Here is a 26,654-nt window from a genome sequence, read left to right as displayed (position 1 = left end):
AAAATGCAGTCGATCGAATCCACCGCGCTTGAACCGACCCGCGGCGAGCTTGCCGGCTTCAGCCTGGCGCAGAAGCTGATCCGCTTCCTGCCGGTCTATGGCCTCGTCGTCCTGACCCTGTTGCTGATCGTCCTGTTCTCGCTGCTCCTGCCGCAGACCTTCCCGACGGTCCTCAATGTCCGCTCGATCGTCTCCGACAAGGCGATCATCGCCATCCTGTCGCTGGCGGCAATGATCCCGATGGCCTCCGGACGCATCGACCTGACGGTCGGCTACGGCATCGTGCTGTGGCACATCCTGGCGATCAGCCTGCAGACGATGTTCGGCGTGCCCTGGCCGATCGCCGTGCTGATCGTCCTGCTCTTGGGCGCGCTCGCCGGCTTCCTGAACGGCCTGCTCGTCGAGGTGGCGCGGATCGACTCCTTCATCGCCACGCTCGGCACCGGAACCATCCTTTATGCGCTGGCCCTCTGGCACACCGGCGGCCGGCAGGTGGTCGGCGTCCTGCCGGAAGGCTTCTATTCGTTGAACGGCACGATGCTGCTCGGCCTGCCGATCACCGGCTTCTACGTCCTCATCCTGGCGCTGGCGCTCTGGCTCATCCTCGAATACCTGCCGATCGGCCGCTATGTCTACGCGATCGGCGCCAACCCCAAGGCGGCGGCACTGAACGGCATCCCGGTCCGCCGCTTCGTCATCGGCGCCTTCGTCTCCTCAGGCACGCTCGCGGCGCTTGCCGGCGTGCTGCTCGCCTCGAAGCTTCGGATCGGCCAGGCGAGTGTCGGTCTCGAATACCTGCTGCCCGCGCTCGTCGGGGCCTTCCTCGGCTCGACCACCATCAAGCCCGGCCGCGTCAATGTCTGGGGCACGATGATCGGCGTCATCATCCTGGCGGTCGGCATCTCCGGCATCCAGCAATTCGGTGGTTCCTTCTTCGTCGAACCGCTGTTCAACGGCGTCACGCTGCTCGTCGCGATCGGCATAGCCGGCTACGCGCAGCGGAGGCGCGGGATTGTCGCCCGCAAGGCACCGGCGGCGGTGAGCGCTGACTCGGCCGGCAAGAAATAGCACCCAGAAATCTGCACATCAAACGAACCCAAGGGAGGAAGGGTATATGAAACGCAGGACTTTCATGACAGGCACGGTGGCGGCGATTGCGCTGATGGGCGGCAAAGTCGCCTTTGCCGATCCGATGGCCGATGCCGAGGCGATCGTCACCAAATATGCAAACAAGGTGACCGCCTGGGATGGGCCGACGGCCGGCCCGAAGGCGCAGGAGGGCAAGACCATCGTCGTGCTTGCCGGTGACCTCAAGAACGGCGGCATTTTGGGCGTCACCACCGGCGTCGAAGAGGCCGCGGGCGCGATCGGCTGGGAAGTGAAGGTGATCGACGGCGCGGGCTCGATCGGCGGCCGCACTGCGGCCTTCGGCCAGGCGATGGCGCTGAAGCCGGCCGGCATCATCATCAACGGCTTCGACGCCGTCGAGCAGGCACCGGCGCTCGAACAGGCCAAGGCCGCCGGCATCCCGCTCGTCGCCTGGCACGTCGGGCCGGTGATCGGTCCGGACGACAAGACCGGACTCTTCGCCAATGTCAGCACCGACGCGATGGAAGTGTCGAAGGCCGCTGCCAACTGGACCTTTGCCGATGCCAAGGGCAAGCCGGGGGTGGTGATCTTCACCGACTCGACCTATGCGATCGCGATTGCCAAGGCCGACAAGATGAAGGCGGAGATCGAAGCACTCGGCGGCAAGGTGCTCGAATATGTCGACACGCCGATCGCCGAGACGTCGCAGCGCATGCCGCAGCTGACCACCTCGCTGCTGCAGAAATACGGCGACCAGTGGACGCATTCGCTGGCGATCAACGATCTCTATTTCGACTTCATGGGGCCGTCGCTCGCCGCCGCCGGCAAGGGGGGCACCGATGCGCCGATCAACGTCGCGGCCGGCGACGGCTCGGAATCGGCCTATCAGCGCATCCGCGCCGGCCAGTTCCAGAAGGTGACGGTCGCCGAGCCCTTGAACCTGCAGGGCTGGCAGCTCGTCGACGAGCTGAACCGCGCCTTCGCCGGCGAAAAGTGGTCGGGCTACCTGTCGCCGCTGCACGTGGTGACGGCCGACAATGTCGAATTCGACGGCGGCCCGAAGAATACATTCGATCCCGATAACGGCTATCGCGATCAGTACAAGAAACTCTGGGGCAAGATGTAATCTCCCAGGCTGGGGCGCCGCGAATGGCGCCCCCTTTTTACTTATCCGTCACGGTCGTGTTGCCCTGCACCAGTGCGAGCGGCGCTCGCCAGACGTCCGGCACAGTCTCTTCCGCGATCATCTGCAACAACGCCTGCGCGGCCTTCTCGCCGATCTCCGTTCGCGGCAGGTCGATGGTGGTGAGCCGCGTTCTGACCGCATTGGCGAGCGACGTGCCGTTGAAGCCGACCACGGAGATCCGTTCGGGCACCGGGAGCCCGGCCTCATGCAGGTAGGAGAGGCCGCCGAGCGCCATCGCGTCGTTGAGGAAATGGATGGCCTCGATCTCGGGATGCGCCCGTACCAGCTGCTCCGTCAGAAGGCGTCCCGTGACCGCCTGCCGCGGCTTGTCTTCGGCGGTCACGCTGAGAAGATCGATACCTTCTGCGGCAAGCGACGACTTCAGCGCCAAGTGGCGGCGGCGTGCGCAAAGGTCCTTGTCGAGCTCGGCGCCCACATAGGCGATGCGCTTCAACCGGCGCTCGAGAAAATGCCTTGCAACCAGGTGCCCCGCTTCCTCATGCGATGGACCGGCGCGGAAATCCAAGGCGTGCCTGTCGCAATCCCAAAGCTGGATCGCCGGGCAGGTTCGCCGCGCCAGCAGACTTTCCGCATCCGCGCTTCGCGCCATGCCGCCGTTCAAAAGGATGCCGGCCGGCCGGAACGACAGCATGGCGCGGATGAGCTCGGTTTCGGTCTCGGGCTCGAAGCCCGATTCCCCGATGAAGGTCTGATATCCCCGCGGCCGAAGCGTCGCATTGATGCCGCTCAAGACCTCCGAAAACACGATGTCGCTGATCGACGGGATGATCACCGCGACCATCCGGCTCTTGCGGGAGCTCAGCGACCCGGCAAGATTGTTCGGCAGATATCCGAGCTCGTCGGCGGCCTGCTTCACCCGCCGGCGCGTTTCCGCCGAAATGTTGCCGGCGCCGCGCAGCACTTTTGAGACGGTCATGCGGCTGACGCCGGCCCTGTCGGCCACCTCCTGCAGGGTGATCACTTTTCCGCGCGGACTCACCGGCGTCTCCTTTTCATCAAAATGCCGTTCGACCGATTGACGTGTTGATTTGTTATCGATAACATCTGCTAAGTTAACGATAACCTTGGGCCTCTTTCAAGAGAAATAGCCGGTGAGTGAAAAGGAAATCGACTTGCATACGGGCGCTTGGCGGCTGCGGCGGGACCGCGCCGGCACGCCCGGCAGGAGAGGCGGCGCAACGGCGTCAAGGCGAGGCGGCCGAGTGCCCGCGAGGGGCGGGCGAATTCCGGAAATAACGATCTACCAAGTGGAGGAGAAACTATGACGATTTCGAAATTCATGCGCACCATCGTGGCAGCCATTGGAATTGCCGCGGCCGGCCTCGCTTCGGCTGTCGAAGCCCAGGCGGCCACTCTGAACGACATCATCTCGCGGGGCACCGTGCGCATCGGCGTGCTCACCGGCGCGCCGCCGATGGGCATGGTCGACGAGCAGGGCAACCCGACCGGCTACGACGTCGACGTCGCGAACCTGATCGCCGGCTATCTGTCGCTGCCGGTCGAGCTCGTGCCGCTGACGCCGCCGGCCCGCATTCCGGCGTTGCAGACCGGCAAGGTCGATTTTCTCGTCGCCACCCTGGCGCCGACCGGGGAGCGCGCCAAGACGGTGATGTTTACGCAGCCCTACAGCGCCTTCAACATGGACATCATCTCCGGTCCAGACCAGAAATTTGCCAAGCTCGCCGATCTCGAAGGCAAGCGCGTCGCCGTCAACCGCGGTTCGTCGCAGGAGACGGCGCTGCGCAAGGCGGCGGTTCCCGGCCTGGAAATCGTTGTCTACGAGGATGACTCGACCAGCGCGCAGGCGCTGATCGCCGGCCAGGTCGATGCGGTCGCGCTGCCCTCGACGGTCGGCGAGGCGATCATCAAGCAGCGGCCGGATGCCGGCCTGCAGGTCGGCTTCACCTTCTTCCAGCAGGGCAATTCGATGGCGACGCGGATGGAGGACTTCGAGATCCGCCAGTGGCTCAACACCGCCATCTACCTGATGAAGATCTCCGGCGATCTCGACAAGATCGCGACGAAGTGGACCGGCCGGCCGATGCCGACGCTCCCGACGTTCTGATTGCGTTGAACAGGGGCGCGTCGGCAAAGCCCGGCGTGCCCGCGCAAACTCGACGGAGTTCCCATGTCCTACACGTTCCAATTCGGCGTGCTGGCCCAATACCAGGATCAGATCCTGAGCGGCATCTGGCTGACGATCAAGATCTCGGTGCTGTCGATCATCCTCGGCTGCGCCGCCGGCATCGGGCTTGCCTCGGTCCGCTCCATCTGGGGCGGCGCGGTTCGCTTTCTCGTCGATGCCTATGTCGAGATCATCCGCAACACGCCCTTCCTGGTTCAGCTGTTCATCGTCTATTTCGGCCTGCCGGGTCTCGGCCTTCGCGTCGGAGCCGATACGGCGGCGCTGATCGGCATGACGATCAACCTTGCCGCCTATTCGACGGAGATCATCCGGGCCGGCATCGAGGCGGTCCACAAGTCGCAGATCGAGGCCGGCGAGGCGCTCGGCTTCACGCGCTTCCAGATCTATCGCCATGTCATCATCGTGCCGGCGATCGCCAAGGTCTATCCGGCGCTCTGCAGCCAGTTCGTGCTGATGATGCTGGCCTCCAGCATCTGCTCGGCGATCTCCACCCAGGAGCTCGCCGCCTCGGCCGCCTTCGTCGAATCGCAGACCTACCGGTCGTTCGAGATCTATATCGCCGTCACGCTGATCTATCTCGTCCTGGCGCTGGCGTTGCGGGCGGTGCTTGCCGTCGTCGGCATGTGGCTTTTCGGCCGCCGGGTTGCGCGCCGGACGATGACGGCACTCCCGGAGGTCCAGGCATGACGCTCAAGACCTTCGGCCTCGACCAGTTCGGCTTCCTGCTTTTTTCGCTGCAATGGACGATTCTGCTGACGGTGATCGCGCTGATCGGCGGCGGCCTGCTCGGCTTCGCCGTTGCGCTCGCCCGCACCTCGCAGCTGAAGCCGGTCCGGATTGCCGCCGCCACCTATATCCAGATCATCCAGGGCATTCCGGTGCTGATGATCCTGTTCCTCTCCTATTACGGCCTGAGCCTCGCCGGCTTCGAGCTGCCGCCGCTCTTTGCCGCCGGCGCCTCGATGACGGTCTACGCCTCCGGCTATCTTGCGGAAATCTGGCGGGGCTCAATCCAGGCCGTGCCGAAGCAGCAATGGGAGGCGTCGGAATCGCTCGCCATGACCCGGCTGCAGCAATACCGCTACGTGATCCTGCCGCAGGCGATGCGCATCTCCCTGCCGCCGACCGTCGGTTTCGCCGTCCAGGTGGTGAAGAACACCTCGATCACCTCGATCATCGGCTTTGTCGAACTCGCCCGGGCCGGGCAGCTCATCAACAATGCGACGTTCCAGCCGTTCCGCGTCTTCCTTGCCGTGGCCGCCCTCTATTTCGTCGTCTGTTACCCATTGTCCCAGCTGTCGCGCTTGCTGGAAAGGAGGCTTCATGCCGGAAGTAGTCGTTGAAAACGTCCACAAGAGCTTTGGCGCTCTCGAAGTCCTCAAGGGCGTGTCGCTTTCGGTCGGGCGCGGCGAGGTCTTTGCGCTGATCGGCCGGTCGGGCTCGGGCAAGAGCACGCTGCTGCGCTGTATGAACGGGCTCGAAAAGATTAATTCGGGCAAGATCGAGATCGCCGGCCACGCCCTCGGCGGCGACGCCAAGGCGCTTCGCAAGCTGCGCACCGATGTCGGCATCGTCTTCCAGAGCTACAATCTCTTTCCGCACCTGACGGTCGGCGAAAACATCATGCTGGCGCCGCGGATCGTCAAGGACGTGGCGAAGACCAAGGCCCGGGAGGTTGCCCGCGAGGTGCTGCACCTCGTCGGGCTTTCGGAAAAGTTCGACTCCTATCCGGATCAGCTTTCCGGCGGCCAGCAGCAACGCGTCGCGATCGCCCGCTCGCTTGCGATGCGGCCGAAGGTCATGCTGTTCGACGAGGTGACCTCGGCGCTCGACCCGGAACTGACCGAGGAAGTGCTGACGGTGATGGAGAACCTCGCCCGCGACGGCATGACCATGATCCTCGTGACGCACGAAATGGGCTTTGCCCGGCGCGTCGCCACGCAGACGATCTTCATGCACAAGGGCAGGATCTGGGAGCAGGGACCGTCCGCCGCCCTCTTCGCCGATCCTGAGACGCCGGAACTGCGCCAGTTCGTCAAATCCGACGTCAAGTGACGGGTTTGCCGCATTAGAGCGGGATGCGCTCACATACGTTCGCGCCGCCGCTCTAAACCTTTGTTTTTGCCGCATTTGTGCGACGTCAGGTGATTCCACCTGACTGCAAAATGCTCTAGCAGGCTCGAATGCCATTGCCGTGCGTTATATGTAACGCTATATTGGCGTTACCAGTAACGCAAAGGCCCGACTGATGAGCAGTGCAATCCGCCAACAGCGCTATCGCGAAAAGATGCGGGCCGCCGGCTTCAAGCCGGTAACGATCTGGGTGCCGGACACCAGCAATCCGACGTTCGCCAAGGAGGCCGCACGCCAGGCTGAAATCCTGAATGCAAAGCCGCGAACCGACAACGATGATTTTTGGGATGCTGTCGCCGAAGATGCGTTCAGGGATATTGAGGAATGAGGCGCGGCGATATCGTGACCGTCGCGCTTCAGGGCGACAATGGCAAACCACGTCCTGCGGTGATCGTGCAAGCCGATGCCTTCGACAGGATCGAGCGCCTTTTCATCATTCCACTGACCAGCGATATTGCCGAGACGCCCTATTACCGAGTCAACATCGAGCCGAGCGAAAATTCCGGCTTGCGCGCAAGATCACAGGTCATGCTCGACCGCATGACGAACACTCCACGAAGCAAAATTGGCAGCGTCATCGGTCATATTGATCGCGAGACGATGCAGGAAATCGACCGCCTTCTGGCGATCATTGTTGGAATTGCATAAAATCACGGCCTTTGCATTCAAGTCCGCCAGAGCCTACCGGCTGGTTTGCCTGAGGATCAGGTCGGGGCGGATCGTCACCCGGCCCGGCCGGTCGAGCTTTCCGTCGAGCACATCGAGGATCAGTTCCGCCGTCTTCGCGCCGATCTCGCTGGCAAAGGCGTTGATCGTCGTGAGACTCGGCACCGAGATCGCGCCGATCTCATAGTCGCCGAAGCCGCCGATGGCGATCCGGTCGGGCACGGCGATGCCGCGCCGCTGGCATTCGGTGAGCGCCCCGAAGGCGGAAAGGTCGGAGACGCAGATCACCGCCTCCGTGTCGGGAAAGCGCTCGAGCAACTGCCCCATGGCGTTCGCCCCCTCGCGCATCGAGATCGGCGGCGGCCCGGCGGCGATCAGGCGCGGTGCATCGAGCCCGTGATCCTTCAGGGCGGCGATGAACCCTGCCCGGCGATCGGTGCCGCGCGTATCGCGGTCGGCGTCGCCGCCGATGAAGGCGATCTTTCGGTAACCGACGCTGACGAAGTGATCCACCATCTCGCGCACCGCGAGCGCGTTCGAGAAGCCGACGACATGGCCGATCGGCTCCTCGGGCAGGTCCCAGGTCTCGATGACCGGGATGCCGGCATTCGACAAGAGCTTTCGGGCTCGCGGCGTATGCTTGCCGCCCGTCACCACGATCGCTTCGGGCTTGCGCCGCAGAAGCTGCTCGATCAGCCGCTCCTCTTCCGCGACATCGTAATTCGTGTAGCCGAGCAGGATCTGCAGGCCCCGTTCCGAGACGTGGTCGGAAAGTGCCCGCACCGTATCGGCGAAATTGGCGTTGTTGATCGACGGGATCGTCACCGCGATGAAGTCAGTGCGCTGCGAGCGAAGATTGGAGGCGGTGCTGTCGAAGACATAGCCGAGCTCCTCGGCGGCGCTGAGCACCGCCTCGCGGGTCTCCTGGCTGACGGAACTGTCACGCTTGAAGGCGCGCGAAACCGTCATCGGGGAAACGCCGGTTCGCCGCGCCACGTCGGCCATCGTCGGGGGCTTGCGGATATTGTGCATCGGCATCCATGTTATCGTTACCAATCCAAGTACACCCGGATTGCCGACGGAATGCAAGCCTCTGCTGCGCGGGTGTGCAATTCTCCCTTGTGGCGGCTTATTCAGGTGCGGCGATACGAATGGGACGTGTGCCAAGCGGAGCGCCGGTCACGCGGTCGATGGTGACGGGATCGATCTCCGTTCCGGTCTCGGCGTCGAAGAACCGGGTCACCTCGCCCCCGCCGCGATGCTTGCGTCCCCACGCGCCGATCGCAAACAGAACCGGCAGAAAGTCGCGGCCAGCTTCCGTCAGCACATATTCGTCCCGTGGCGGACGGTCGGAATAGCGGCGTTTCTCCAGCAGACCCTCCTCGGTCAGTGATGAAAGCCGCCCCGCCAGCATTGTCGGCGCGATACCGAGGCTCTTGCGAAAATCATCGAAGCGGGTCAGCCCCGCATGGGCGTCGCGCATGATCAGCATGCTCCATGCGTCGCCCACAAGCGCCAGGCTACGGGCGATCAGGCAGGGTTGGCTCGAAAGATTCTTCATGTCGATATCGTTATAGTAGTGACTTCATACTGTTTTGATAGTAACTCATTGTTCATCGATGTTCCATGACGAAATGAAAGCGAAAGCCGATGAGCAAGACAGAAGGTGACATTGCCCTGGTTACAGGTGCCTCCTCCGGCATTGGGTTGGTGACGGCACAAGCGTTGCGGCGCGATGGCTACCGTGTCTTCGGCACCAGCCGAAAGCCGATGCCCGATACCTCCGACGGGATCACGATGCTGATTTGCGACGTGACCGAGGATGCATCCGTAGAGGGCGCCGTCGACGAGGTTCTGAACCGGGCAGGGCGGATCGATCTTCTCGTCAACAATGCCGGGATCGGGCTGCTTGGGGGCGCCGAGGAATCCACGACGGAACAGGCGAAGGCCGTATTCGACGTGAACGTGTTCGGCATCATCCGCATGACAAATGCGGTCCTGCCGGTGATGAGACTGCAGCGTCGAGGCCGGATCGTCAACGTCAGTTCCATACTCGGGCTGATCCCCGCCCCCTACAACGCACTCTACGCATCGACCAAGCACGCCATCGAAGGCTATTCGGAATCTCTCGACCACGAAGTGCGAACGCAAGGCATCCGCGTCGTGCTTGTCGAGCCCGGCGTGACCCGCACATCCTTCGAAGAGAACATCACGCGGCCGGACCGGCCACTCGCCGTCTACGATACGCTTCGCGCCGGTGCGGAGAGGCTGATGCGCGAGATCGTCGCGAAGGGCGATGCACCCGAGGTAGTCGCCGAAGCCGTAGTAAGGGCCGCCAATGCGGCATCGCCCAGACGACGCTACACCGCCGGAAAAGCCGCAGGACAGGTCCGGTTCTTGCGCCGCTTCATGCCCGAGTCCTTCGTCGACAAAAGCCTTCGGAAATTCAATAGACTTCCCGATTGAGCTTTCTATCGCCGCGCTGCCGGGCGGCGCCGGCTCCGCCAGGTGCCGCCCGCAGCGCCGCTTAAAGGCGGTATTCGTTCGCCTGCGTCACGTGGTGGTGGATGCGGCCTTCGAAGAAGCGCGCCAGTACCTCTTCCGTCGCGGCTCTCGCTGCCGCGCGCGCCGGGCTTGCCAGCGCCTTCTCGACCGTGTCGACATCCGGATAGTTGATCGCCAGGATCATCGGGATCTCCGGCGCCCCTTCGTCGCGGGCGTCGGCGAAGGTGACGCGAACGTCGAGCGCACCGGGAAAGGCCCTCCACTTCGGCAGGATCTCGTCGAGGACCGCAGCCCTGAAGGCCTCGGTCTCGCCGTCCTTCACCTTTCCCTCGAACAGCGCGTAGCGGGTGATCATCCGATAATCTCCTTGTTGGGTCCCCTGAAATATTCCATGAGTGCCGCCTGGTCCTCGCCGCCGAGGCCGGCGGCCGTCAGCATCCGGTGTACTTCCGCGCAGGTCGCGGTCAGCGGCATCGCGGTGTTGGTGCGGCGGGCAAGGTCCTGCGCGCCGTTCAGGTCCTTGACCATGTTGTCGATCCGGCCGGTGCGGCGATAATCCCTGGCGACGAAGCGCGGCATGTATTCCTGGAGGATGGCGCTGTCGGCCCGCCCGCCCCTCAATGCCTGCGGGATCTTCGCCGCGTCGACGCCCGCGTCGAGCGCCAGCTGCGTCGCCTCGGCGACGGCAAGGAAGTTCAGCCCGCAAAGAACCTGGTTGATCAGCTTGGTGGTCTGGCCGGCGCCAGCAGGACCCATATGGGTGTAGTTCGAGGCGACATGCTTCAGCACCTCATAGGCAGCCGCCACGTCCTCCTCCTTGCCGCCGGCCATCAGCGTCAACTCACCGATGAGCGCCTTCGGGGCGCCGCCCGAAAGCGGGCTGTCGACCCAGCGCAGGCCGTTTTCCTCGGCTTCCTTCGCCAATGCCTTGGTGGCTTCCGGATCGATCGAGGACATGTCGATGATAAGGGTTCCGGGTTTGGCGCCCTTGGCGACGCCGGTCTCGCCGAAGACGGCGATATGGACGATCCTTGCCGAATTGAGACTGAGGATGACGGTATCGGATGCCGCCGCCGCTTCCGCTGCACTCGCCGCCGCCTTTGCTCCCTTGTCGACCAGCTCCTGCACCTTGGCCCGGTCGAGGTCGAAGACCGTCAGCTGATTGCCGGTCTCGACGAGCCTCGTCCCGATGGCGCCTCCCATGGCTCCGGCGCCGATCAGCGCAACCCTGTTCGTCATTTACGCAGTCCTCCCAGTTGGACAGCGATCGCCTCGACGACCGCCTCGAGCGGCTGGTCGATGTCGACGCTAATGGCATTTTCGTCCGGTCCCGGCGGCTCGAGCGCAGCGAACTGGCTGGCAAGCAGCGTCGGCGGCATGAAATGCCCCTGCCGCTCCTTCATGCGCTTCTCGATGACGTCCCTGGTGCCTGCCAGATGGATGAAGAGGACAGGCTCGCCTGCCGTGCGGGCAATATGCGAGCGGTAGGCGCGCTTCAGCGCCGAGCAGCCGATGATCGTCGGCCCGGTGCCGGCTGCAAGCGCCTCGCCGACGCGGCTGAGCCATGGCCAGCGGTCGTCGTCCTCCAAGGGAATGCCCTTGCTCATCTTGGCGATGTTTTCCGCCGGATGCAGGTCGTCCCCGTCGAAATAGACGGCGCCGATACGCGTGGCCAGCGCCGCGCCGACCGAGGACTTGCCGCAGCCGGCAACGCCCATCAGCACCATGCGTCGCGGGATATCAGAGGGATGCTGTGATGCCGCCGTCGACATAGAGCACGTGTCCGTTCACGAAAGAGGAAGCGTCCGAGGCGAGGAAGATACAGGCGCCCACCAGTTCTTCAACCTTGCCCCAGCGGCCGGCGGGGGTGCGCTTTTCGAGCCAGGCCGAGAAGTCCGGATCGGCGACCAGGGCGGCGTTGAGCGGCGTGTCGAAATAGCCCGGCGCGATGGCGTTGCACTGCAGGCCGTATTTCGCCCAGTCGGTCGCCATCCCCTTGGTGAGATTGCCGACCGCGCCCTTGGTGGCGGTGTAGGGGGCGATGCTCGGGCGGGCCAGCGCCGTCTGGACGCTGGCGATGTTGATGATTTTGCCGGCGCCCCGCTTGATCATGTGGCGCGCCACCGCCTGGCCGACGTTGAAGACCGTCGAGATGTTGGTCCTGAGCAGCTTTTCGAAGGCGTCGGCGGGGAAGTCCTCGAGCGGCGTGCGGTGCTGCATGCCGGCATTGTTGACGAGGATGTCGATCGGTCCGACTTCCGCCTCGAAACCGTCCACGGCGGTTCGCACCGCCTCATGATCGGTGGCGTCGAAGGCGAGTTTTTTCGCGCCCCCAATGCGCTCGGCCGCTTCGGCGAGCTTTCCTCGATCGCGCCCGTTGAGTACCACTTCCGCCCCGGCATCGGCAAGGCCGCGGGCGAGCGCAAAGCCGATGCCCTGCGAGGAGCCGGTGACAAGCGCCCGCCGGCCTCTGAGATCGAACAGTTCGAGGGCCAATTTTTCCTCCCGCATTGCATCTCGACATCCAGAATTGATCTGTTTATGTTATCGATAACATTCAATGTCAAGGGACGGAGTTTCTGAATTGAGCAAGCCGCATATTCTCCAGGTCGGGCCCTATCCGGAGTGGGACGAGGTGCCGTTGAACGAAGCCTTCACGGTGCATCGCTATTTCGATGCCGCCGACAAGGCGCGCTTCCTCGCCGAGGTCGGGCCGAGCGTAAAAGGGATCGCCACCCGAGGCGAGCTCGGCGCCAATCGGGCGATGATCGAGGCCTGCCCGGGGCTTGAAGTGGTGTCCGTCTATGGCGTCGGTTTCGACGCCGTCGATCTTGCCGCCTGCCGCGAACGCGGCGTCCGCGTCACCAACACGCCGGACGTTTTGACCAACGACGTCGCCGATCTCGGCGTGGCGATGATGCTCTGCCTGTCGCGCGGCATGATCGGTGCGGAAAGCTGGGTGAAGGACGGCAGCTGGGCGACACAAGGCCTCTATCCGCTGAAGCGGCGTGTCTGGGGCCGGCGCGCCGGCGTGCTTGGGCTCGGCCGGATCGGCTACGAGGTCGCCAAGCGCCTCAAGGGCTTCGACCTGGAGATCGCCTATTCCGACGTCGAGCCGAAGTCCTACGCATCCGAATGGGAATTCGTCGCCGACCCGGTGGCGCTTGCCGCGCGGTCGGACTTCCTCTTCGTGACGCTCGCCGCCTCGGCCGCGACACGCCATATCGTCGGACGCGAGGTGATCTCGGCGCTGGGCGCCGAGGGCATGCTGGTCAACATTTCCCGCGCCTCCAACATCGACGAGGAGGCTCTGCTCGAAGCGCTGGAAAACAGAACCCTCGGCTCGGCGGCGCTCGACGTCTTCGAAGGCGAGCCGGCGCTGAACCCGCGCTTTCTCGCGCTCGACAACGTGCTGCTCCAGCCGCACCATGCCTCGGGCACGATCGAGACGCGCAAGGCCATGGGCAAGCTGGTGCGCGACAATCTCGCCGCGCACTTTGCCGGCGAGCCGCTGCTGACGCCTGTGTTGTAAGGAGCCTGCCATGAAAGCCATCGTCGTTCACGGCGCAAAGGATTTGCGCATTGAGGAGCGGGCAGTCGAGGCACCGGGCGCCGGCGAAGTCCGGCTGCGCCTCGCCGTCGGCGGCGTCTGCGGCAGCGACCTGCATTATTACAACCACGGCGGCTTTGGCACCGTGCGGCTGCGCGAGCCGATGATCCTTGGCCACGAGGTCTCGGCCTATGTGGAAGCGCTCGGGCCCGGCGTCGACGGGCTCAAGCCAGGCCAGCTCGTCGCCGTGTCGCCGTCGCGGCCATGCCGGACCTGCCGCTATTGCCAGGAAGGGCTGCACAACCAGTGCCTCAATATGCGCTTCTACGGCAGCGCCATGCCCTTTCCGCATATTCAGGGCGCCTTCCGCGAAGTGCTCGTCGCCGATGCCATCCAGTGCGTTCCGGCCGACGGCCTGACGCCCGGCGAGGCGGCGCTCGGCGAACCGCTGGCGGTGGCGCTGCATGCGACGCGGCGGGTCGGCGAGATGCTCGGCAAGCGGGTTCTCGTCACCGGCTGCGGGCCGATCGGGGTGCTTTCGATCCTGGCGGCGCGCCGCGCCGGCGCGGCCGAGATCGTCGCCACCGACCTTTCCGACTTCACCCTGGCGCTCGCCAAGAAGGCCGGCGCCGATCGGGTCATCAACATGAAGAGCGAGCCGGATGCGCTCGTCCCCTATGGCGTCGACAAGGGCAGCTTCGACGTTCTCTACGAATGCTCCGGGGCGGCGCCGGCGCTTGCCGCCGGCATTGCCGCGCTTCGCCCGCGCGGCATCATCATCCAGCTTGGGCTCGGCGGCGACATGAGCCTGCCGATGATGGCGATCACCGCCAAGGAACTCGAACTGCGCGGCTCCTTCCGCTTCCACGAGGAATTCGGCACCGGCGTCGGGCTCATGCAGAAGGGGCTGATCGACGTCAAGCCGCTGATCACCCATACGGTGCCGCTAGCCGAGGCGGTCACCGCCTTCGATCTGGCGAGCGATCGCAGCCAGGCGATGAAGGCGCAGATCGCCTTTTCCTGACGCGCAGACGGTTGCCGTCGTCGCGACGGCGGGGCAATCTGCGGCCAATCGAGCGGCGCCACGGCGCCGCTCTTCGATAGATGAAACGGGGGAGGGAAAACAGGAATGTCGTTCTTCGAGGCGGTCGACGCCGGCTTCAAGTCATTCGTCATGGGCAATGCGCCCGTGAAACAGATCGCGACCGGCTTCGACTGGGTCGAGGGTCCGGTCTGGTTCGGCGACGCCGGTTGCCTGCTCTTCTCCGACATTCCCAACAACCGCATCCTGCGCTGGCTGCCCGGCGTCGGCATCTCGACCTTCCGGAGCCCCTCGAACTATGCGAACGGCCATACGCGCGACCGGGAGGGGCGGCTCATCAGCTGCGAGCACGGCACGCGACGCGTGACGCGGACGGAGCTGGACGGATCGATAACGGTCATCGCCGACAGCTACCAGGGCAGGCGGTTGAATTCGCCCAATGACGTGGTGGTGACAACCGACGGCTCGATCTGGTTCAGCGATCCGCATTACGGCATCATGACGGACTACGAGGGGTTCCGTGCCGAACAGGAGCTTCCCTGCAACGTCTACCGGGTCCGCCCGTCCGGCTCGATCGAGGCGGTGCTGACGGATTTCAACTGCCCGAACGGCCTCGCCTTCAGCCCGGATGAAAGCCGGCTCTACGTCGCCGACACCGGGCGCATGTTCTCCTCCGACCCGCAGCATATCCGCGTCTTCGGCGTCGGCGCCGACGGCGCGCTTTCCGGCGGCGAAGTGTTCCACACGATCGCGCCCGGCGCCGCGGACGGCCTTCGCGTCGACAGCGACGGCAATCTCTGGTCGTCGGCCGCCGACGGCGTGCATTGCATCGCCCCGGACGGACACCTGATGGGCAAGATCCTCGTGCCGGAAGTCGTCTCGAATCTCTGCTTCGGTGGCCGCGCCAAGCATCAGCTGTTCATAACGGCGACGACCAGCGTCTATGCAATCACGCTCAACCGCAAGGGCGTGCAAACTCCGTGACGGCAGCGCGCGGCGGCTGCGTCAGGTCGAGCGCCCCGCCACCCAATTGTGCCATTCGGCCTCGCTGCCATGGAAGACGTTGAGGTCGATGCGGCCGTCGACGCCGTGCGACAGGCCTGAGCCGGAATATTGCCAGAACAGCCACTTGCGGCCCGGATAGACCTTCGAGGGGTGGGCGGCGACCGCGCGCAGCCAGAAGGGATGGTTGGGGAAGGCGCCCTGCAGGTTGTCGCGATAGAAGTCGGGTGCGGTGTAGATGATCGGGCGCTGGCCGTAATGCCGCTCCAGCTTGTCCATGAAGACCTGCATCTTCTCCCGCACCCGCGCCGCCGAGAGGCGTCGCTTGCAGCTCGATTCGCCGTTGTATTCGACGTCGATCACCGGCGGCAGGGCGTCGGCCTCGCGCGGAACGTTGCGGATGAACCAGTCGGCCTGCTCGCCGGCCGTCCGGCACCAGTAGAAGAAGTGGTAGGCGCCGCGCTTCAGGCCGGCCTGCTGCGCCCGGCGCCAGTTCTTCCTGAACATCGGGTCGAGATGGTCGCCGCCGTCGGTCGCCTTGATATAGGCGAAGTTCGCCCCCTGCGTGCGGAGTTTCTCCCAGTCGATATTGCCCTGCCAGCGTGAAACGTCGACGCCGTGGACGGCGAGCTTTCTGGGCGATCGCTTGCCGAAATTGATCGGCTTGGCATCCCGGAAGCGATGGCCGTAGACACGCGAACGGGTGCGCGGCGCCTCGTCCATGGCCGGACTGTCCGGAACAACCATGGCGACCGGCCGCTCCATCGGAACAGGCATGCCGGCTTCGCTTTCCATGGACGTGAAGGCTTGCGGCTGCGGCACCTGGCCGGCCCAGGCGAGTTCCTCCGGCGGCTCGCCTGCCGCTTCGGCCATCTCGACGTCGCCGGAAGGAGCCGGGCCTGGCACCGAGACCGCCGGTGCGGCCGGCGGCGCAACCGAGCTCGTCGTTTCGCGCGACGGCCGCGGCGAAAGAACCGTCTCGGGACCGGAGCTGGAGGCACAGCCCGAAAGAACGAGGCAGGTGAGGAAGATTGCAGGCGCAGCCGACAAACGCATTGGGGACCCGTACGCAGAACATTGTCGACGGCGGGGCATGATGCCGTCGCGACTGATCGGAAGTGCTAACGGGAAATTACCAACAAAGATTGAATCCGAGCTTAACGGACGTGGCCGGCTCGGCGCGATCAGTCCAATGTTCCGGCCGTCGCGAAGCGCCCGCCCTAATAGTCGCTGCGCCGCCGGGGCCGGTTAACCAGAAATCGCTTTGGCCTCACCTCAATGGATCTCGGGCTCAGGCAGCTTGTGGGGCGACTGCAGGAAGGTGAAGTCGCAGCCCTCCGGAGCCTGCTGGATGTGTTCGGCATGCATCTTCAGATAGCCGCGCGAATAGTCGCGTTCGGGCGGACGCCATTCAGCGAGGCGGCGTTCGATCTCCGCCGCATCGACCTCCAGGGTGATCGATCGCTCGGCAACGTCGAGGGCGATCATGTCGCCGTTGCGGACGGCGGCCAGCGGGCCGCCGACATAGGACTCCGGCGCCACGTGCAGGATGCAGGCGCCATAGCTGGTGCCGCTCATGCGCGCATCGGAGATCCTGACCATGTCGCGCACGCCCTGCTTCAGGAGCTTCTTCGGGATCGGCAGCATGCCCCATTCCGGCATGCCCGGCCCGCCGACCGGACCGGCATTGCGCAGGATCATCACCGTTTCGGCGGTGACGTCGAGGTCCTCGTCGTTCACCGCCCGCGTCATCGCCTCGTAGTCGTCGAAGACCAGCGCCGGGCCGCGATGCTTGAGGAGCGCCGGATCGGCGGCGGCGGGCTTCATCACGCAGCCGTCGGGCGCCAGGTTGCCCTTGAGGATCGCCGTGCCGCCGCGTCCGGCGACCAGGTTGTCGAGCGGGCGGATCACGTCGGGCAGGTGGACTTCGGCATGCTCGATCGCCCCGCCGATCGTACCGATGACGTTGCGTTCCTGAAGATGGAGCAGCGGCTCCAGCTGTTTCCAGAGGGCGAGCAGGCCGCCGGCATAGAAGAAATCCTCCATCAGGAAGGCGCCGGTCGGGCGGATGTTGCAGAGCACCGGGACCTTCTCCGACATGCGGTCGAAGTCTTCCAGGGTCAGCTGGACGCCGCATCGCCGCGCCATGGCGATCAGGTGAATCATCGCATTGGTCGAGCCGGCCATCGCCATATGCACCGCCAGCGCGTTCTCGAAAGACCTGGCCGTCAGGATGCCGGAGGGCTTCAGGTCCTCGAAGACCATCTCGACGATGCGGGCGCCGGAAAGCGCCGCCATGCGCGAATGGCCGGCGTCCGGGGCGGGAATGGCGGAAGCGCCGGGAAGACAGAGGCCGAGCGTGTCGGCGAGCGCCGTCATCGTCGAGGCGGTTCCCATCGTCATGCAGGTGCCGTAGGAGCGGGCGATGCCGCGCTCCATTTCGTTCCATTGCAACTCGGTGATCTGGCCGGCTTCTTTCTCGGCCCAGTATTTCCAGACGTCCGAGCCGGAGCCGAGCGGCTGGCCGCGATAATTACCGCGCAGCATCGGCCCGGCCGGCACAAAGATCGTCGGCAGGTCGACCTGGATCGCCCCCATGATCGTCGCCGGCGTGGTCTTGTCGCAGCCGGCGAGCAGAACGACGCCGTCGACCGGATGCGAGCGGATGAGTTCCTCCACCTCCATCGCGAGGAAGTTGCGGTAGAGCATCGTCGTCGGCTTCACATAGGTCTCGGCGAGCGACATGGCCGGCAGCTCGACCGGGAAGCCGCCCGCCTGCCAGACGCCGCGCTTGACCTCCTCGGCGCGGGCGCGTAGATGCGCGTGGCACGGGTTGATGTCGCTCCAGGTGTTGATAATCGCGATGACAGGCTTGGCGGCGATTTCCTGCTGGTCGTAGCCCATCTGGTAGAGACGGGAGCGATGCCCGAAGGAGCGCAGGTCCGTGGCGCCGAACCAGCGGAAGCTTCTAAGATCTTCTGGACTCTTGCGTTTGATCATCGGCGACCTCCTTTGCATTCCCGATCGGCTCGGCTAAATTAGACCTGTTCAGAAAAATGACAGGCGAGACAAGCTATTGAACGACGCGATGTTGAAACTGAAACCGGCGCGGCGCGAACGCCTTGCCGACGTACTCTACGGCCAGATCCTCGAGCAGATCACCAGCGGGCAACTCGTCGAAGGCGCGAAGCTGCCGTCCGAGGCGCGCATCTGCAGCGACTTTCAGGTCTCCCGGCCGGTGGTGCGCGAAGCACTGATGCGGCTGCAGGCGGACGGGCTGGTGGTCTCGCGCCAGGGGATAGGCACCTTCGTCAAATCGCGGCCGTCCAACAGGCTCACCGACTTTGCCGCCTCGGCCGAGATCGCCAGCTATCTTCGCGCCTTCGAGCCGCGCCTGGCGCTCGAGACCGAGTGCGCCGGCCTGGCCGCGATGCGCCGAACCAAGGCCCAGCTGAACCAGATAGGCGAGGCGCTTCAAGCGCTCGAGAGCGCCTTCCAGCGCGGCGAGAACGGTTGGGAGGAGGACTTCGCCTTCCACCTCGCCGTCGCCGCAGCCGCGGGAAACGAGCTTTTTCCTCGCCTCCTGCAGGATTTGCGCGACATCATGAGCGGCTCGATGCGCATGGCCTTGAGCCTGACGCAGCAGGGTTCGGAAGACCGGCGCCGCCGGGTCCTCGAAGAGCATCGCAAGATCTTCATGGCGATCTCCAGCCAGAACGCCGACCTCGCGCGTCTCCACATGCGCTATCATCTGACCGAATCCCGCGCCCGCGTCACCGGATCCTACGGCGATCTTTAAGTTATCCTTCCTCGTCGAGAGCCGAAGGACGGGGGCAGGTCCCAGCCCCCTGTGGCCTGCCGGCCATCTCCCCCACAAGGGGGGAGAACGCCGGTGTTGCGCCCGGTGCCCATCGAGCGGCGCTACATTCCGCCAACCCGTTTGAATTGGGCGCTTGGCTTGCCGCGAGTCGATCTCCCCCCTTGTGGGGGAGGTGGCCGGCAGGCCTGAGGGGGGTAGGGCGAATGCCGCCGTCAGTTCCATGTCAGGCGCTCGCCGGGAGCCGTGGTTCCCGCCGCCTGCCGCCTCGCTGGCGTTGCCGCCGTAGAGATAGGTCGTCATGCGACCCGAGCGCAGCCATTCCACCTGTCTGCGATTTTCCGCCTTGGCCCTGAACTCCCTCAGCGTCGCCTGCCCAAGGCGGGACCGATAGGACGGAGGCGCCAAGGTCGGTCGCGCTGACGGACGTCGTTTTCATGGAAATCTCCCTGGCAAGTTTCTTGTATGTTTATTTTACAAGTGGAGTGGAGGCAAGGGGTATTAAAGGAAAAAACCGGATCGGTAAGTCTCGAAAATCACGTGAGATATCGTCGATGCAGGGAGTTTTTTAGCAAATCTTCACTGACAATTGTGGTGCAGAACATGTCCTTCGACTTGACATTTGAATGCGCGCCGGACTTCAGCCACAAGATCCTCTTCGCCACCTCGCTGCGCCCGGCGGGTACCACCGAGGAAGTCGGGCCGGAGGGATGTTCGCGACGCAAAGCCGGTGGGCGGAACATTCCCAGATCCCCGCGGTTGTTGCCGGTGACGACAAATCTGAACCAACCGATGGAGTAAGAAATGAAACTCGCTGTATCCGCTGCCCTGGCGGCAGCACTTTGCGCGGCGACCAGCCTGTCGGCGTTTGCCCAGTCCACAAAGGCCACCATTGACGTCGACGCTTCGTCGAAGGTGGAGACGTGTGACCCGGGTTCTCCGAATTGCAAGGCAGATCTCCGCAAGGATAAATCGGTTTCCGGCGAGACCACCGGCAGCGTCAGGAGCGATGAGCGGAGCGCCGCCGATGAGGCGCAGGACGACATCAGCAATCGGGACTGCCCGCCCGGCCTTGCCAAGAAGGAGGTGAATCCGAGCCAGGGGCGGGACACCACCGATTGCTGAGGGGGGAGATCCCGGCTGCCGCCGGCGTCCGATTTCGCAATGAGATCGTAACCGAGGCGCGCAGGTTCTGTTGGCCGACCCTTCGGGGAACTTCGTCGAGCTGTTCCAGGCCGGCACGCCAATGATTCACCGACCCGAGCCGTAAGGAACGCTGCCAAGGATCGGGCGGTGCTCGGTTCTCCGACATGGTCTAATGCAAATGCCTCAGCTTGTCGGGATTGCGCACCACATAGATCGCGGCGACCTTGCCGTCCTCGATGTCGAGCGCGGTCGTCTGGAGCTCACCGTCGGCTTCCAGCGTCACGAAGCCTGGCAGCCCGTTGACGAAGCCGGCACGAACAAGTTTCGAGCCGTCCTTCCGGAACAGCCCCGCCAGATATTCGTGCACCTTCATCACGGCCGCGAAACCGATGATCGGCACAATTGCAGCGGAACGCTTGCCGCCGCCGTCGGAATGGATGCTCACATCGGCAGCCAGCAGGGCGCCGAGCGCCTTCATGTCGCCGCTGCGTGACGCGGTGAAGAAGGCCTTGGCAAGCTCGATGCCACGCTCCTTCTCGACCCGGAAGCGCGGTCGCGCGTCGCGGACATGGGCGCGGGCGCGGGTGGCAAGCTGGCGGCAGGCGGCCGGGTCGCGCTGGATTGTCGCCGCGACCTCGTCGAATGCCAGTCCGAATACGTCATGCAGCAGGAAGGCCGCACGCTCGAGCGGCGAGAGGCGCTCCAGCGCCAGCATCAGCGGCAGCGTGACGTCTTCCTCTTCCTCCTCTTCCACGACGGGATCGGGGAGCCAGGGGCCCACATAGGTCTCGCGCTGGCGCCGGGCGGATTTCAGCTGATCGAGGCAGAGCCGTGTCACGGTACGGCGCAGGAACGCCTCGGGCTCCCTGACGGCGGCGCGGTCGGCCCCCATCCAGCGGATGAAGGCCTCCTGCATGATATCCTCGGCGTCGGCAACGGAGCCGAGCATGCGATAGGCAACGCGCAACAGCTTCGGACGCAGCGGATCGAAGCTCAGTGCAGCATCCTCGTGCCCGGCGCGGTCCATCAGGCGACCGCCTTGGCAGCGGCCGCTGCCGCCGCCGGATCGACCCACAGGCCGAAGCCGACCGCCATGCGGTTCCAGCCGTTGATGACGTTGATCATCAGCGTCAGCTTCACCTGCTCCTCCTCCGTGAACTGAGCCTTCAGGGCCTGATAGGCACCGTCGTGTGCATGGCCTTCCGACAGCCGTGTCAGGGCCTCCGTCCAGCCGAGCGCGGCGCGCTCGCGATCGGTATAGCACGGCGCCTCGCGCCAGGCCGACAGCAGGTAGATCCGCTGCTCGGTCTCGCCCTTTGCACGCGCTTCCACAGTGTGCATGTTGATGCAGTTGGCGCAGCCGTTGATCTGCGAGGCCCGGATCTTGACGAGCTCGATGAGGCTCGGCTCAAGGCTTGCCGCGACGGCGACCGATGTGCTCATCCAGTTCTTCATGAGGGAAGGGGCGGCGGCGAATGGATCAAGTCTGGCGGTCATGGTGTGGTAGCTCCTTTGATGATTACGACACCATGACGAGACAGGATCCTCCCGGTGTGACATGAACACCGATTTTTTTTTCCAACACGTGCCTTTCCGCGGAGGGACAGGCCAGCGCACAGGATCACACCGCGATATTGTATCATCGAGCGCGTTTTCGCTTTCAATGCGCGACTCGGGAAGCGGCCGACATCAATTCTTCGGGATTCAGTGCCTGGCACATATTTTGGCCTTCCTCCTCGACTTCCGTGAAACTCCAGCGCACCACACCGTCTCGATCGAGCAGGAAATGGCCGACAAGCTGCAAATGGCCAGGTATCCTGACCTGCTGATCGGCCGCGGTGATTTCGTACCCGTCCATCTTGTTGAGCAGGTCGCCCCCGGCGGCCGGGTCCATCGGCCCTGGCAATTCCCCGGGGCGGTCGACCCGCATCGTCTTGACTGCGTCCATTCCGACCTTGCGTGGCCAGTCGGTCTCGTCCTCCGTGAGTTCGACGAGGGGCAGGCCGAAGGCGCGGTGCGAAGTCCGCTCCGGGTCGGATGCAGCATGAAGTCCGGATATGGGATGGTGACGGAAATAGAGGCGGGCTCGTTCGGCCGGTGTGTTTACCACGGCCAGGGAGCTCACGCCTTTCTCGCGCAGAGCCGGATTGAGCTGCGCCATCGCCGCGATGTGGCGGCGACAGAATGGACAAAGCAGACCCCGAAACAAGCCGATCAACAACGGGCTGCGGCCGCGAAAATCATCAAGTGCGATCTTTCCGTCGCGGGAGATGGCCTCAAACACAATGTTCGGGGCCTGGTCGCCCGGTTGCAGCGGATGGTCGATAGAGTGCGTTGACATGGACAACCTCCTCGTCCCTACAGCGCCGCGCGCCCTGTTCGACGCGCTAAGGTCGCTGTGGCCCCGCAGCGCTCGGCGGCGGGGCGGTTGGCTTTCAATGCCGCGGCGGGCTATTGCGACTTCTGAGGATCGTCCGCCGGATTGACATACTTGAGGCCCCATGGGCCGTTGGTGGTAATTTGGACCACCGTCTCTTCGTCGAAGTAGGCGAAGTGCGCCATCTCAGGCGCCAATGCGAAGAAACTGCCCGCAGGCAGTGCCTTGGCGGCGGTCCGATCGGCCGTTTCGCCCATCCCAAGCTTGATGGTCCCTGATATGACCGTGACCACTTCATCGGCCGGATGCGTGTGCGGTGCGACCGCATAACCCGCCGGCGCTTTGAGCCGAAGGGCAAAGAGACCTTCCTTGGTGGGATCGCCCGAACAGGACCGCCATTTCTGCTCCGGCCGGAAGTATTTTCGGGGCCGGGGCCCATTTGACGTCATCCGGAACGATCAGGGTGTGCGCACCCTCTGCCGAGGCAAAGGAGGCGATGCCGCAGAGTCCGATTAAGCCGGCTGCCAATCTCGATGCGATTCTCATGATGAACCTCCCTCTGTCGCCGGGCCTTCCACCTCGGCTGCGCGCAGGCTCGCGAAACGTTCAGGATAAGCCCGCAGACCACGTCTGAGCAAGCTCTCCTCGGCCGCTGCCGGCATCATAAGTGGGCGTGGCGGATCGGCGTAAAACTGGCGCTAATAAGATGGTCCGGTCTGCTTTCGGCCTACGCGAACAAGATGCAACCGGCGTAGGACGCCCAACGCGGCGGGAAGGCTCTATTGCGCCGCGATCTCTTCCGCCGTTGGCGAGCCGTCGTCCGCACCCGCTTTGACAAGCCCGTCGCGGATGTGCTGCGTGTCGGATTCCTGAGCGTAGTGCAACGTGGCGAGGAAGGATTCGATGCCGAAGTCGGGGGCGAGCGCCCTGACCTTCTTCATATGCGCAGAAGCGGCAATGTCGTCGCCGAGCCAGCCGTAGCAGGCGGCGACGAAGGCGTGCTGGACATGGTCCATCACCGAAAGGTGCATAAACGCCTCGATCGCTTCGCCATACTGCCGCGCGGCGAATTGCGCCTTTCCGAGGTGGCTCCAGAAACGCTCCGGGTGATGGGGATTGAGCCGCATTGCCTTGCGGATCCACTCGGCCCCCTCTTCAGGCCGGCCAAGCCAGGTTAAGAGTTCGCCCTGCTGGACGACCACCAGATCGTAATTGGGATTGAGGGACAGGGCCCGCTCCTGGTGGTAACGTGCCGTCGTCAACTCGTTGTTGTTGACGTTCACGGCGGCGAGAATGCGATGCACGTCGGCGTCGTTGTCGTCGAGAGCCAGCGCCCGTTCCAGTTCGGCGACGATCTCCGCCCAGACCGCATCCTTGTCCTCGCACCAGCCATGCACCCAGGCTTGCCCGAGGATGCAGCCCCGCCAGGCATGGGCATGCGCATAGCCGGGATCGAGCGCGATTGCCCGGTCTATCAGGGCCTGGGCCTGCTGGTTGTCCGCGACGGTGCCGCGGTGGTGCAGCACCTTGGCTGTGAGCGTACACTCGTAGGCGGCCATGTTCGCCGGCTTCGTGCGGGCGAGCTGGTCTCGCTGGGCCGCCTCGAGACGTCCGGGGAGAGTGGCCGCTATCGCCGCCGTCACCTCGTCCTGGATGGCGAAAATGTCGTCCAGTCTTCGATCGTACTTGTCCGCCCAGACATGGGCGTCGTTGATTGCGTCGATGAGCTGGACCGTTACCCGCACCCTGTCACCGAACTTTCGGACGCTGCCTTCGACCAGATACTGGGCCCCGAGCTTCTCGGCCACTTCTCGCGCGTTCACCGGCTGGTTCTTGTAGACGAAGCTCGAGTTGCGCGAGATGACGAACAGCTCGTGGCGGCGGGACAGCTCGGTGATGATGTCCTCGGTCAATCCGTCGGCGAAAAATTCCTGCTCGGGATCGCCGCTCATGTTGTCGAACGGCAGCACGACGATCGAGGGTTTGGAGACGGCGCGCTTCGCCTCCTTCTCCTCCGACGGGCCCGGCAGGGCGGAGCCCTCGAGCCCGATCCGGAAAAGATGAACGGGGCGGCTGATGTTCTTCAGCGTCTTCTCGCCCAGGTCCTCGATGGAGACTTCGAGGCGGTCGGCAATTTGCGTCGCCACCGCAGCGGTGACGCAGATGCCCCCCACATCGGCCAGTTGCTCGATGCGCGCGGCGATATTCACGCCGTCGCCGAAGATGTCGTCGTCGTCGAAAATGATGTCCCCGAGGTTGATGCCGATCCTGAATTCGATCCGCCGATCCTGGGGCACATCCGAATTGCGCCGCTTCATGCGCTGCTGGATTTCCACGGCGCATTTCACGGCGTCGGTGACGCTCTGGAATTCAACCAGCATGCCGTCGCCCGTCGTCTTGATGATCCGGCCCTCGTTCTTGGCGATGGCGGGATCGATCAATTCTATACGGTGCGTTCTCAGGCGGGCGATCGTGCCTGCTTCGTCGGCCTCCATCAGCCGACTGTAGCCTGCCATATCGGCCGCCAGGATTGCGGCTAGTCTCTGTTTCATCGAGTCGCCACCGGACTGGCAGATCAGCGGTCCGCGGCGATTCTAGCGCACCCCGGTGCGATCGCCTATCTTAAATTCGCCCCTTCTTTCGAAGGAGCTGGGTGCCGCACGGAAAGAGGGCAATCTCGGCGATGAACGGTCGCAGCCGCTGGATAACCATGGTCAGGGCGAGCGGAGTGTCACGGTCGTCCAGTATCCAGCTTGGACTGCGCGAAAACTGGCCACAGTTCGCCCTGCTCGTCCTGATCAACGCCTTCGTCGGCGGCATGGTCGGGATCGAGCGCACCGTCGTGCCGCTGATCGGGTCGGAAGAGTTCCACATCGCCTCGACGACGCTCATCGTCTCCTTCATCGCCAGCTTCGGCGTCGTGAAGGCGTTCGCCAATCTCGTCTCCGGACAGATGGCAGACCTTTGGGGGCGCAAGCGCGTCCTTGTCCTTGGATGGCTCGTCGGCCTCCCCGTTCCCTTCATGGTCATCTGGGCACCAAGGTGGGAATGGGTGATTGCCGCCAACGCCCTGCTCGGCATCAACCAGGGGCTCGCCTGGTCGATGACCGTGATCATGAAGGTCGACCTGGTCGGACCAAAGTCACGCGGGCTGGCCGTAGGATTGAACGAATTCGCAGGCTATCTCGCCGTCGGCCTGACGGCATTCGTCACAGGCCACCTCGCTTCGCAATATGGATTGCGCCCGATACCGATCTATCTCGGCATCGGATACGCCGCCCTGGGGACAGTGCTTTCGATCCTGCTCGTGCGCGACACGCGCGAACATGTCCGTCTCGAGGCATCTTCGCGCCCCGAGCAGCCCACTTCGATCGGCTTCCGGGAGGTCTTCGCTCTGGCCTCCTTCAAGGACCGCAACCTGTTCGCGGCCTCGCAGGCAGGGCTCGTCAACAATCTCAACGACGGGATGAGCTGGGGTATATTCCCGCTGTTCTTCGCCTCATTTGGACTCGGCGTCGAGCGGATAGGTGTCCTCAAGTCAGTCTATCCCGCGACCTGGGGCATCCTGCAGATCGCGACGGGCCCCTTGAGCGACCGCTGGGGACGCAAAGGCCTGATCGTCGCCGGCATGTGGGTGCAGGCCGCCGGATTGTTCCTGACTGCCTTGACCCGGCGGTTCGAGTGGTGGCTTCTCGCCAGTCTCGTGATTGGCATCGGCACGGCCATGGTCTATCCGAGCCTGATTGCTGCCGTCTCGGATGCTGCGCATCCTGCCTGGCGGGCCCGCGCCCTCAGCGTCTATCGTTTCTGGCGAGACCTCGGCTACGCGGTCGGGGCGCTTTCCGCCGGTCTTATTGCGGATCGTTTCGGCTTTGCCTGGGCGATCGCATCGGTCGCCGCCCTCACATTCGTCTCTGGTGTCGTCGTTGCCGTCACGATGCGGGAGGTCCCGCCATTCAAGCCCTGAGCCGGTG

28 protein-coding genes and 1 pseudogene are annotated in these 26,654 nt (G+C 64.3%); 15 read left to right on the top strand and 14 right to left on the bottom strand.

The features are described from left to right. Window positions 1-3 precede the first annotated feature (3 nt). Both AU381_RS21460 and AU381_RS21455 read left to right on the top strand, forming a co-directional pair. On the top strand, window positions 4-1,068 hold the full coding sequence (locus AU381_RS21460; RefSeq protein WP_064243747.1) for an ABC transporter permease: 1,065 nt from the start codon (window positions 4-6) through the stop codon (window positions 1,066-1,068). Window positions 1,069-1,114: 46 nt separating this feature from the next. Beyond that, window positions 1,115-2,215 carry an ABC transporter substrate-binding protein gene (locus tag AU381_RS21455; protein ID WP_064243746.1) on the top strand — a complete coding sequence of 367 codons (1,101 nt, stop codon included), beginning with the start codon at window positions 1,115-1,117 and terminating at the stop codon, window positions 2,213-2,215. A gap of 37 nt (window positions 2,216-2,252) precedes the next feature. Here the strand turns inward: AU381_RS21455 and AU381_RS21450 are convergent, their stop codons facing one another. Beyond that, on the bottom strand, window positions 2,253-3,275 hold the full coding sequence (locus AU381_RS21450; protein ID WP_064243745.1) for a LacI family DNA-binding transcriptional regulator: 1,023 nt from the start codon (window positions 3,273-3,275) through the stop codon (window positions 2,253-2,255). A 282-nt stretch (window positions 3,276-3,557) separates the two neighbouring features. Between AU381_RS21450 and AU381_RS21445 the strand changes: the two genes are divergently transcribed. From AU381_RS21445 to AU381_RS21420, 6 genes are all read left to right on the top strand, one after another. Then, window positions 3,558-4,361 carry a transporter substrate-binding domain-containing protein gene (locus AU381_RS21445; RefSeq protein ID WP_064243744.1) on the top strand — a complete coding sequence of 268 codons (804 nt, stop codon included), beginning with the start codon at window positions 3,558-3,560 and terminating at the stop codon, window positions 4,359-4,361. Window positions 4,362-4,424: 63 nt separating this feature from the next. Further along, window positions 4,425-5,129, top strand: a complete 705-nt coding sequence (locus AU381_RS21440) for an amino acid ABC transporter permease (RefSeq protein WP_064243743.1) — start codon at window positions 4,425-4,427, stop codon at window positions 5,127-5,129. Next, window positions 5,126-5,785 carry an amino acid ABC transporter permease gene (locus tag AU381_RS21435; protein WP_064243742.1) on the top strand — a complete coding sequence of 220 codons (660 nt, stop codon included), beginning with the start codon at window positions 5,126-5,128 and terminating at the stop codon, window positions 5,783-5,785. Before AU381_RS21440 ends, AU381_RS21435 begins: the two co-directional genes overlap by 4 nt. Next, complete coding sequence (locus AU381_RS21430) at window positions 5,766-6,497, top strand: amino acid ABC transporter ATP-binding protein (protein ID WP_064243741.1); 732 nt, start codon at window positions 5,766-5,768, stop codon at window positions 6,495-6,497. Before AU381_RS21435 ends, AU381_RS21430 begins: the two co-directional genes overlap by 20 nt. Window positions 6,498-6,690: 193 nt before the next feature. Further along, on the top strand, window positions 6,691-6,903 hold the full coding sequence (locus AU381_RS21425) for an antitoxin MazE family protein (RefSeq protein ID WP_064243740.1): 213 nt from the start codon (window positions 6,691-6,693) through the stop codon (window positions 6,901-6,903). Beyond that, window positions 6,900-7,223: a type II toxin-antitoxin system PemK/MazF family toxin gene (locus tag AU381_RS21420; RefSeq protein WP_064243739.1), complete on the top strand. Its 324-nt coding sequence runs from the start codon at window positions 6,900-6,902 to the stop codon at window positions 7,221-7,223. Before AU381_RS21425 ends, AU381_RS21420 begins: the two co-directional genes overlap by 4 nt. A gap of 33 nt (window positions 7,224-7,256) precedes the next feature. Here AU381_RS21420 and AU381_RS21415 read toward each other — a convergent pair whose 3' ends face one another. Further along, complete coding sequence (locus AU381_RS21415) at window positions 7,257-8,273, bottom strand: LacI family DNA-binding transcriptional regulator (RefSeq protein ID WP_064244179.1); 1,017 nt, start codon at window positions 8,271-8,273, stop codon at window positions 7,257-7,259. 97 nt (window positions 8,274-8,370) lie between these two features. After that, window positions 8,371-8,802: a winged helix-turn-helix transcriptional regulator gene (locus tag AU381_RS21410; RefSeq protein ID WP_064243738.1), complete on the bottom strand. Its 432-nt coding sequence runs from the start codon at window positions 8,800-8,802 to the stop codon at window positions 8,371-8,373. An 89-nt stretch (window positions 8,803-8,891) separates the two neighbouring features. On the opposite strand from AU381_RS21410, the gene AU381_RS21405 reads away from it, so the two are divergent. After that, window positions 8,892-9,707: an oxidoreductase gene (locus tag AU381_RS21405; protein ID WP_064243737.1), complete on the top strand. Its 816-nt coding sequence runs from the start codon at window positions 8,892-8,894 to the stop codon at window positions 9,705-9,707. A gap of 61 nt (window positions 9,708-9,768) precedes the next feature. Here AU381_RS21405 and AU381_RS21400 read toward each other — a convergent pair whose 3' ends face one another. From AU381_RS21400 to AU381_RS21385, 4 genes are read right to left on the bottom strand one after another with little or no spacing between them, the layout of a single operon-like run. Beyond that, complete coding sequence (locus AU381_RS21400) at window positions 9,769-10,101, bottom strand: hypothetical protein (RefSeq protein ID WP_064243736.1); 333 nt, start codon at window positions 10,099-10,101, stop codon at window positions 9,769-9,771. Further along, window positions 10,098-10,985 (bottom strand): NAD(P)-dependent oxidoreductase, encoded by an 888-nt coding sequence (locus AU381_RS21395; RefSeq protein ID WP_064243735.1) that lies wholly within the window; start codon window positions 10,983-10,985, stop codon window positions 10,098-10,100. The genes AU381_RS21400 and AU381_RS21395 overlap by 4 nt, the downstream gene beginning before the upstream one ends. After that, window positions 10,982-11,518, bottom strand: coding sequence for a gluconokinase (locus AU381_RS21390; RefSeq protein ID WP_082910262.1), 537 nt, complete (start codon window positions 11,516-11,518; stop codon window positions 10,982-10,984). The genes AU381_RS21395 and AU381_RS21390 overlap by 4 nt, the downstream gene beginning before the upstream one ends. After that, window positions 11,487-12,242, bottom strand: a complete 756-nt coding sequence (locus tag AU381_RS21385) for an SDR family oxidoreductase (protein ID WP_064244178.1) — start codon at window positions 12,240-12,242, stop codon at window positions 11,487-11,489. The genes AU381_RS21390 and AU381_RS21385 overlap by 32 nt, the downstream gene beginning before the upstream one ends. Window positions 12,243-12,330: 88 nt before the next feature. On the opposite strand from AU381_RS21385, the gene AU381_RS21380 reads away from it, so the two are divergent. The 3 genes from AU381_RS21380 (at window position 12,331) to AU381_RS21370 (ending at window position 15,322) form a co-directional block, all read left to right on the top strand. Continuing rightward, window positions 12,331-13,278, top strand: coding sequence for a 2-hydroxyacid dehydrogenase (locus AU381_RS21380; RefSeq protein WP_064243733.1), 948 nt, complete (start codon window positions 12,331-12,333; stop codon window positions 13,276-13,278). A 10-nt stretch (window positions 13,279-13,288) separates the two neighbouring features. Beyond that, window positions 13,289-14,320, top strand: a complete 1,032-nt coding sequence (locus AU381_RS21375) for an L-idonate 5-dehydrogenase (RefSeq protein WP_064243732.1) — start codon at window positions 13,289-13,291, stop codon at window positions 14,318-14,320. A gap of 105 nt (window positions 14,321-14,425) precedes the next feature. Beyond that, window positions 14,426-15,322, top strand: coding sequence for an SMP-30/gluconolactonase/LRE family protein (locus AU381_RS21370; RefSeq protein ID WP_064243731.1), 897 nt, complete (start codon window positions 14,426-14,428; stop codon window positions 15,320-15,322). A gap of 21 nt (window positions 15,323-15,343) precedes the next feature. On the opposite strand, the gene AU381_RS21365 is transcribed toward AU381_RS21370, so the two are convergent. Continuing rightward, on the bottom strand, window positions 15,344-16,396 hold the full coding sequence (locus tag AU381_RS21365; protein ID WP_064243730.1) for a glycoside hydrolase family 25 protein: 1,053 nt from the start codon (window positions 16,394-16,396) through the stop codon (window positions 15,344-15,346). A 219-nt stretch (window positions 16,397-16,615) separates the two neighbouring features. Then, a complete protein-coding gene (gene araD, locus AU381_RS21360) occupies window positions 16,616-18,340 on the bottom strand; it encodes an L-arabinonate dehydratase (protein WP_064243729.1) in 1,725 nt (574 codons plus the stop codon). Between the two features lie 76 nt (window positions 18,341-18,416). Here araD and AU381_RS21355 point away from each other — a divergent pair, with 76 nt between their 5' ends. Both AU381_RS21355 and AU381_RS21345 read left to right on the top strand, forming a co-directional pair. Beyond that, a complete protein-coding gene (locus tag AU381_RS21355; RefSeq protein ID WP_064243728.1) occupies window positions 18,417-19,139 on the top strand; it encodes a FadR/GntR family transcriptional regulator in 723 nt (240 codons plus the stop codon). An 822-nt stretch (window positions 19,140-19,961) separates the two neighbouring features. Next, complete coding sequence (locus tag AU381_RS21345; protein WP_064243726.1) at window positions 19,962-20,282, top strand: hypothetical protein; 321 nt, start codon at window positions 19,962-19,964, stop codon at window positions 20,280-20,282. 190 nt (window positions 20,283-20,472) lie between these two features. Here AU381_RS21345 and AU381_RS21340 read toward each other — a convergent pair whose 3' ends face one another. From AU381_RS21340 to AU381_RS21320, 5 genes and pseudogenes are all read right to left on the bottom strand, one after another. Further along, window positions 20,473-21,330, bottom strand: a complete 858-nt coding sequence (locus AU381_RS21340) for a sigma-70 family RNA polymerase sigma factor (RefSeq protein ID WP_064243725.1) — start codon at window positions 21,328-21,330, stop codon at window positions 20,473-20,475. Then, on the bottom strand, window positions 21,330-21,800 hold the full coding sequence (locus tag AU381_RS21335; RefSeq protein WP_064243724.1) for a carboxymuconolactone decarboxylase family protein: 471 nt from the start codon (window positions 21,798-21,800) through the stop codon (window positions 21,330-21,332). The genes AU381_RS21340 and AU381_RS21335 overlap by 1 nt, the downstream gene beginning before the upstream one ends. Before the next feature lie 163 nt (window positions 21,801-21,963). After that, window positions 21,964-22,644 carry a redoxin domain-containing protein gene (locus AU381_RS21330; protein WP_064243723.1) on the bottom strand — a complete coding sequence of 227 codons (681 nt, stop codon included), beginning with the start codon at window positions 22,642-22,644 and terminating at the stop codon, window positions 21,964-21,966. A gap of 110 nt (window positions 22,645-22,754) precedes the next feature. Continuing rightward, window positions 22,755-23,226: pseudogene (locus AU381_RS21325) on the bottom strand (cupin domain-containing protein). A gap of 233 nt (window positions 23,227-23,459) precedes the next feature. After that, window positions 23,460-25,232, bottom strand: a complete 1,773-nt coding sequence (locus AU381_RS21320) for an adenylate/guanylate cyclase domain-containing protein (RefSeq protein WP_064243722.1) — start codon at window positions 25,230-25,232, stop codon at window positions 23,460-23,462. A 158-nt stretch (window positions 25,233-25,390) separates the two neighbouring features. On the opposite strand from AU381_RS21320, the gene AU381_RS21315 reads away from it, so the two are divergent. After that, the gene (locus AU381_RS21315; RefSeq protein ID WP_064244177.1) at window positions 25,391-26,647 is read left to right on the top strand and encodes an MFS transporter; all 1,257 of its coding nucleotides are present in this window, start codon (window positions 25,391-25,393) and stop codon (window positions 26,645-26,647) included. Window positions 26,648-26,654 lie beyond the last annotated feature (7 nt).

The sequence above is a fragment of the Sinorhizobium glycinis genome (assembly GCF_001651865.1).
Lineage (GTDB): Bacteria > Pseudomonadota > Alphaproteobacteria > Rhizobiales > Rhizobiaceae > Sinorhizobium > Sinorhizobium glycinis.
Note: the sequence above shows the minus strand (reverse complement) of the source record. Positions and strands in the feature narration are given on the sequence as shown.

Excerpts from the sequence above, each read along its gene's own strand:
- AU381_RS21420 (WP_064243739.1), top strand. The coding sequence starts at position 6,900 with ATGAGGCGCGGCGATATCGTGACCGTCGCGCTTCAGGGCGACAATGGC.
- AU381_RS21370 (WP_064243731.1), top strand. The coding sequence starts at position 14,426 with ATGTCGTTCTTCGAGGCGGTCGACGCCGGCTTCAAGTCATTCGTCATG.
- AU381_RS21395 (WP_064243735.1), bottom strand. The coding sequence starts at position 10,985 with ATGACGAACAGGGTTGCGCTGATCGGCGCCGGAGCCATGGGAGGCGCC.
- AU381_RS21435 (WP_064243742.1), top strand. The coding sequence starts at position 5,126 with ATGACGCTCAAGACCTTCGGCCTCGACCAGTTCGGCTTCCTGCTTTTT.
- AU381_RS21455 (WP_064243746.1), top strand. The coding sequence starts at position 1,115 with ATGAAACGCAGGACTTTCATGACAGGCACGGTGGCGGCGATTGCGCTG.
- AU381_RS21430 (WP_064243741.1), top strand. The coding sequence starts at position 5,766 with ATGCCGGAAGTAGTCGTTGAAAACGTCCACAAGAGCTTTGGCGCTCTC.
- AU381_RS21315 (WP_064244177.1), top strand. The coding sequence starts at position 25,391 with ATGGTCAGGGCGAGCGGAGTGTCACGGTCGTCCAGTATCCAGCTTGGA.
- AU381_RS21345 (WP_064243726.1), top strand. The coding sequence starts at position 19,962 with ATGAAACTCGCTGTATCCGCTGCCCTGGCGGCAGCACTTTGCGCGGCG.
- araD (WP_064243729.1), bottom strand. The coding sequence starts at position 18,340 with ATGATCAAACGCAAGAGTCCAGAAGATCTTAGAAGCTTCCGCTGGTTC.
- AU381_RS21375 (WP_064243732.1), top strand. The coding sequence starts at position 13,289 with ATGAAAGCCATCGTCGTTCACGGCGCAAAGGATTTGCGCATTGAGGAG.
- AU381_RS21415 (WP_064244179.1), bottom strand. The coding sequence starts at position 8,273 with ATGCACAATATCCGCAAGCCCCCGACGATGGCCGACGTGGCGCGGCGA.
- AU381_RS21460 (WP_064243747.1), top strand. The coding sequence starts at position 4 with ATGCAGTCGATCGAATCCACCGCGCTTGAACCGACCCGCGGCGAGCTT.
- AU381_RS21425 (WP_064243740.1), top strand. The coding sequence starts at position 6,691 with ATGAGCAGTGCAATCCGCCAACAGCGCTATCGCGAAAAGATGCGGGCC.
- AU381_RS21410 (WP_064243738.1), bottom strand. The coding sequence starts at position 8,802 with ATGAAGAATCTTTCGAGCCAACCCTGCCTGATCGCCCGTAGCCTGGCG.
- AU381_RS21440 (WP_064243743.1), top strand. The coding sequence starts at position 4,425 with ATGTCCTACACGTTCCAATTCGGCGTGCTGGCCCAATACCAGGATCAG.
- AU381_RS21320 (WP_064243722.1), bottom strand. The coding sequence starts at position 25,232 with ATGAAACAGAGACTAGCCGCAATCCTGGCGGCCGATATGGCAGGCTAC.
- AU381_RS21335 (WP_064243724.1), bottom strand. The coding sequence starts at position 21,800 with ATGACCGCCAGACTTGATCCATTCGCCGCCGCCCCTTCCCTCATGAAG.
- AU381_RS21400 (WP_064243736.1), bottom strand. The coding sequence starts at position 10,101 with ATGATCACCCGCTACGCGCTGTTCGAGGGAAAGGTGAAGGACGGCGAG.
- AU381_RS21405 (WP_064243737.1), top strand. The coding sequence starts at position 8,892 with ATGAGCAAGACAGAAGGTGACATTGCCCTGGTTACAGGTGCCTCCTCC.
- AU381_RS21365 (WP_064243730.1), bottom strand. The coding sequence starts at position 16,396 with ATGCGTTTGTCGGCTGCGCCTGCAATCTTCCTCACCTGCCTCGTTCTT.
- AU381_RS21445 (WP_064243744.1), top strand. The coding sequence starts at position 3,558 with ATGACGATTTCGAAATTCATGCGCACCATCGTGGCAGCCATTGGAATT.
- AU381_RS21340 (WP_064243725.1), bottom strand. The coding sequence starts at position 21,330 with ATGGACCGCGCCGGGCACGAGGATGCTGCACTGAGCTTCGATCCGCTG.
- AU381_RS21330 (WP_064243723.1), bottom strand. The coding sequence starts at position 22,644 with ATGTCAACGCACTCTATCGACCATCCGCTGCAACCGGGCGACCAGGCC.
- AU381_RS21390 (WP_082910262.1), bottom strand. The coding sequence starts at position 11,518 with ATGTCGACGGCGGCATCACAGCATCCCTCTGATATCCCGCGACGCATG.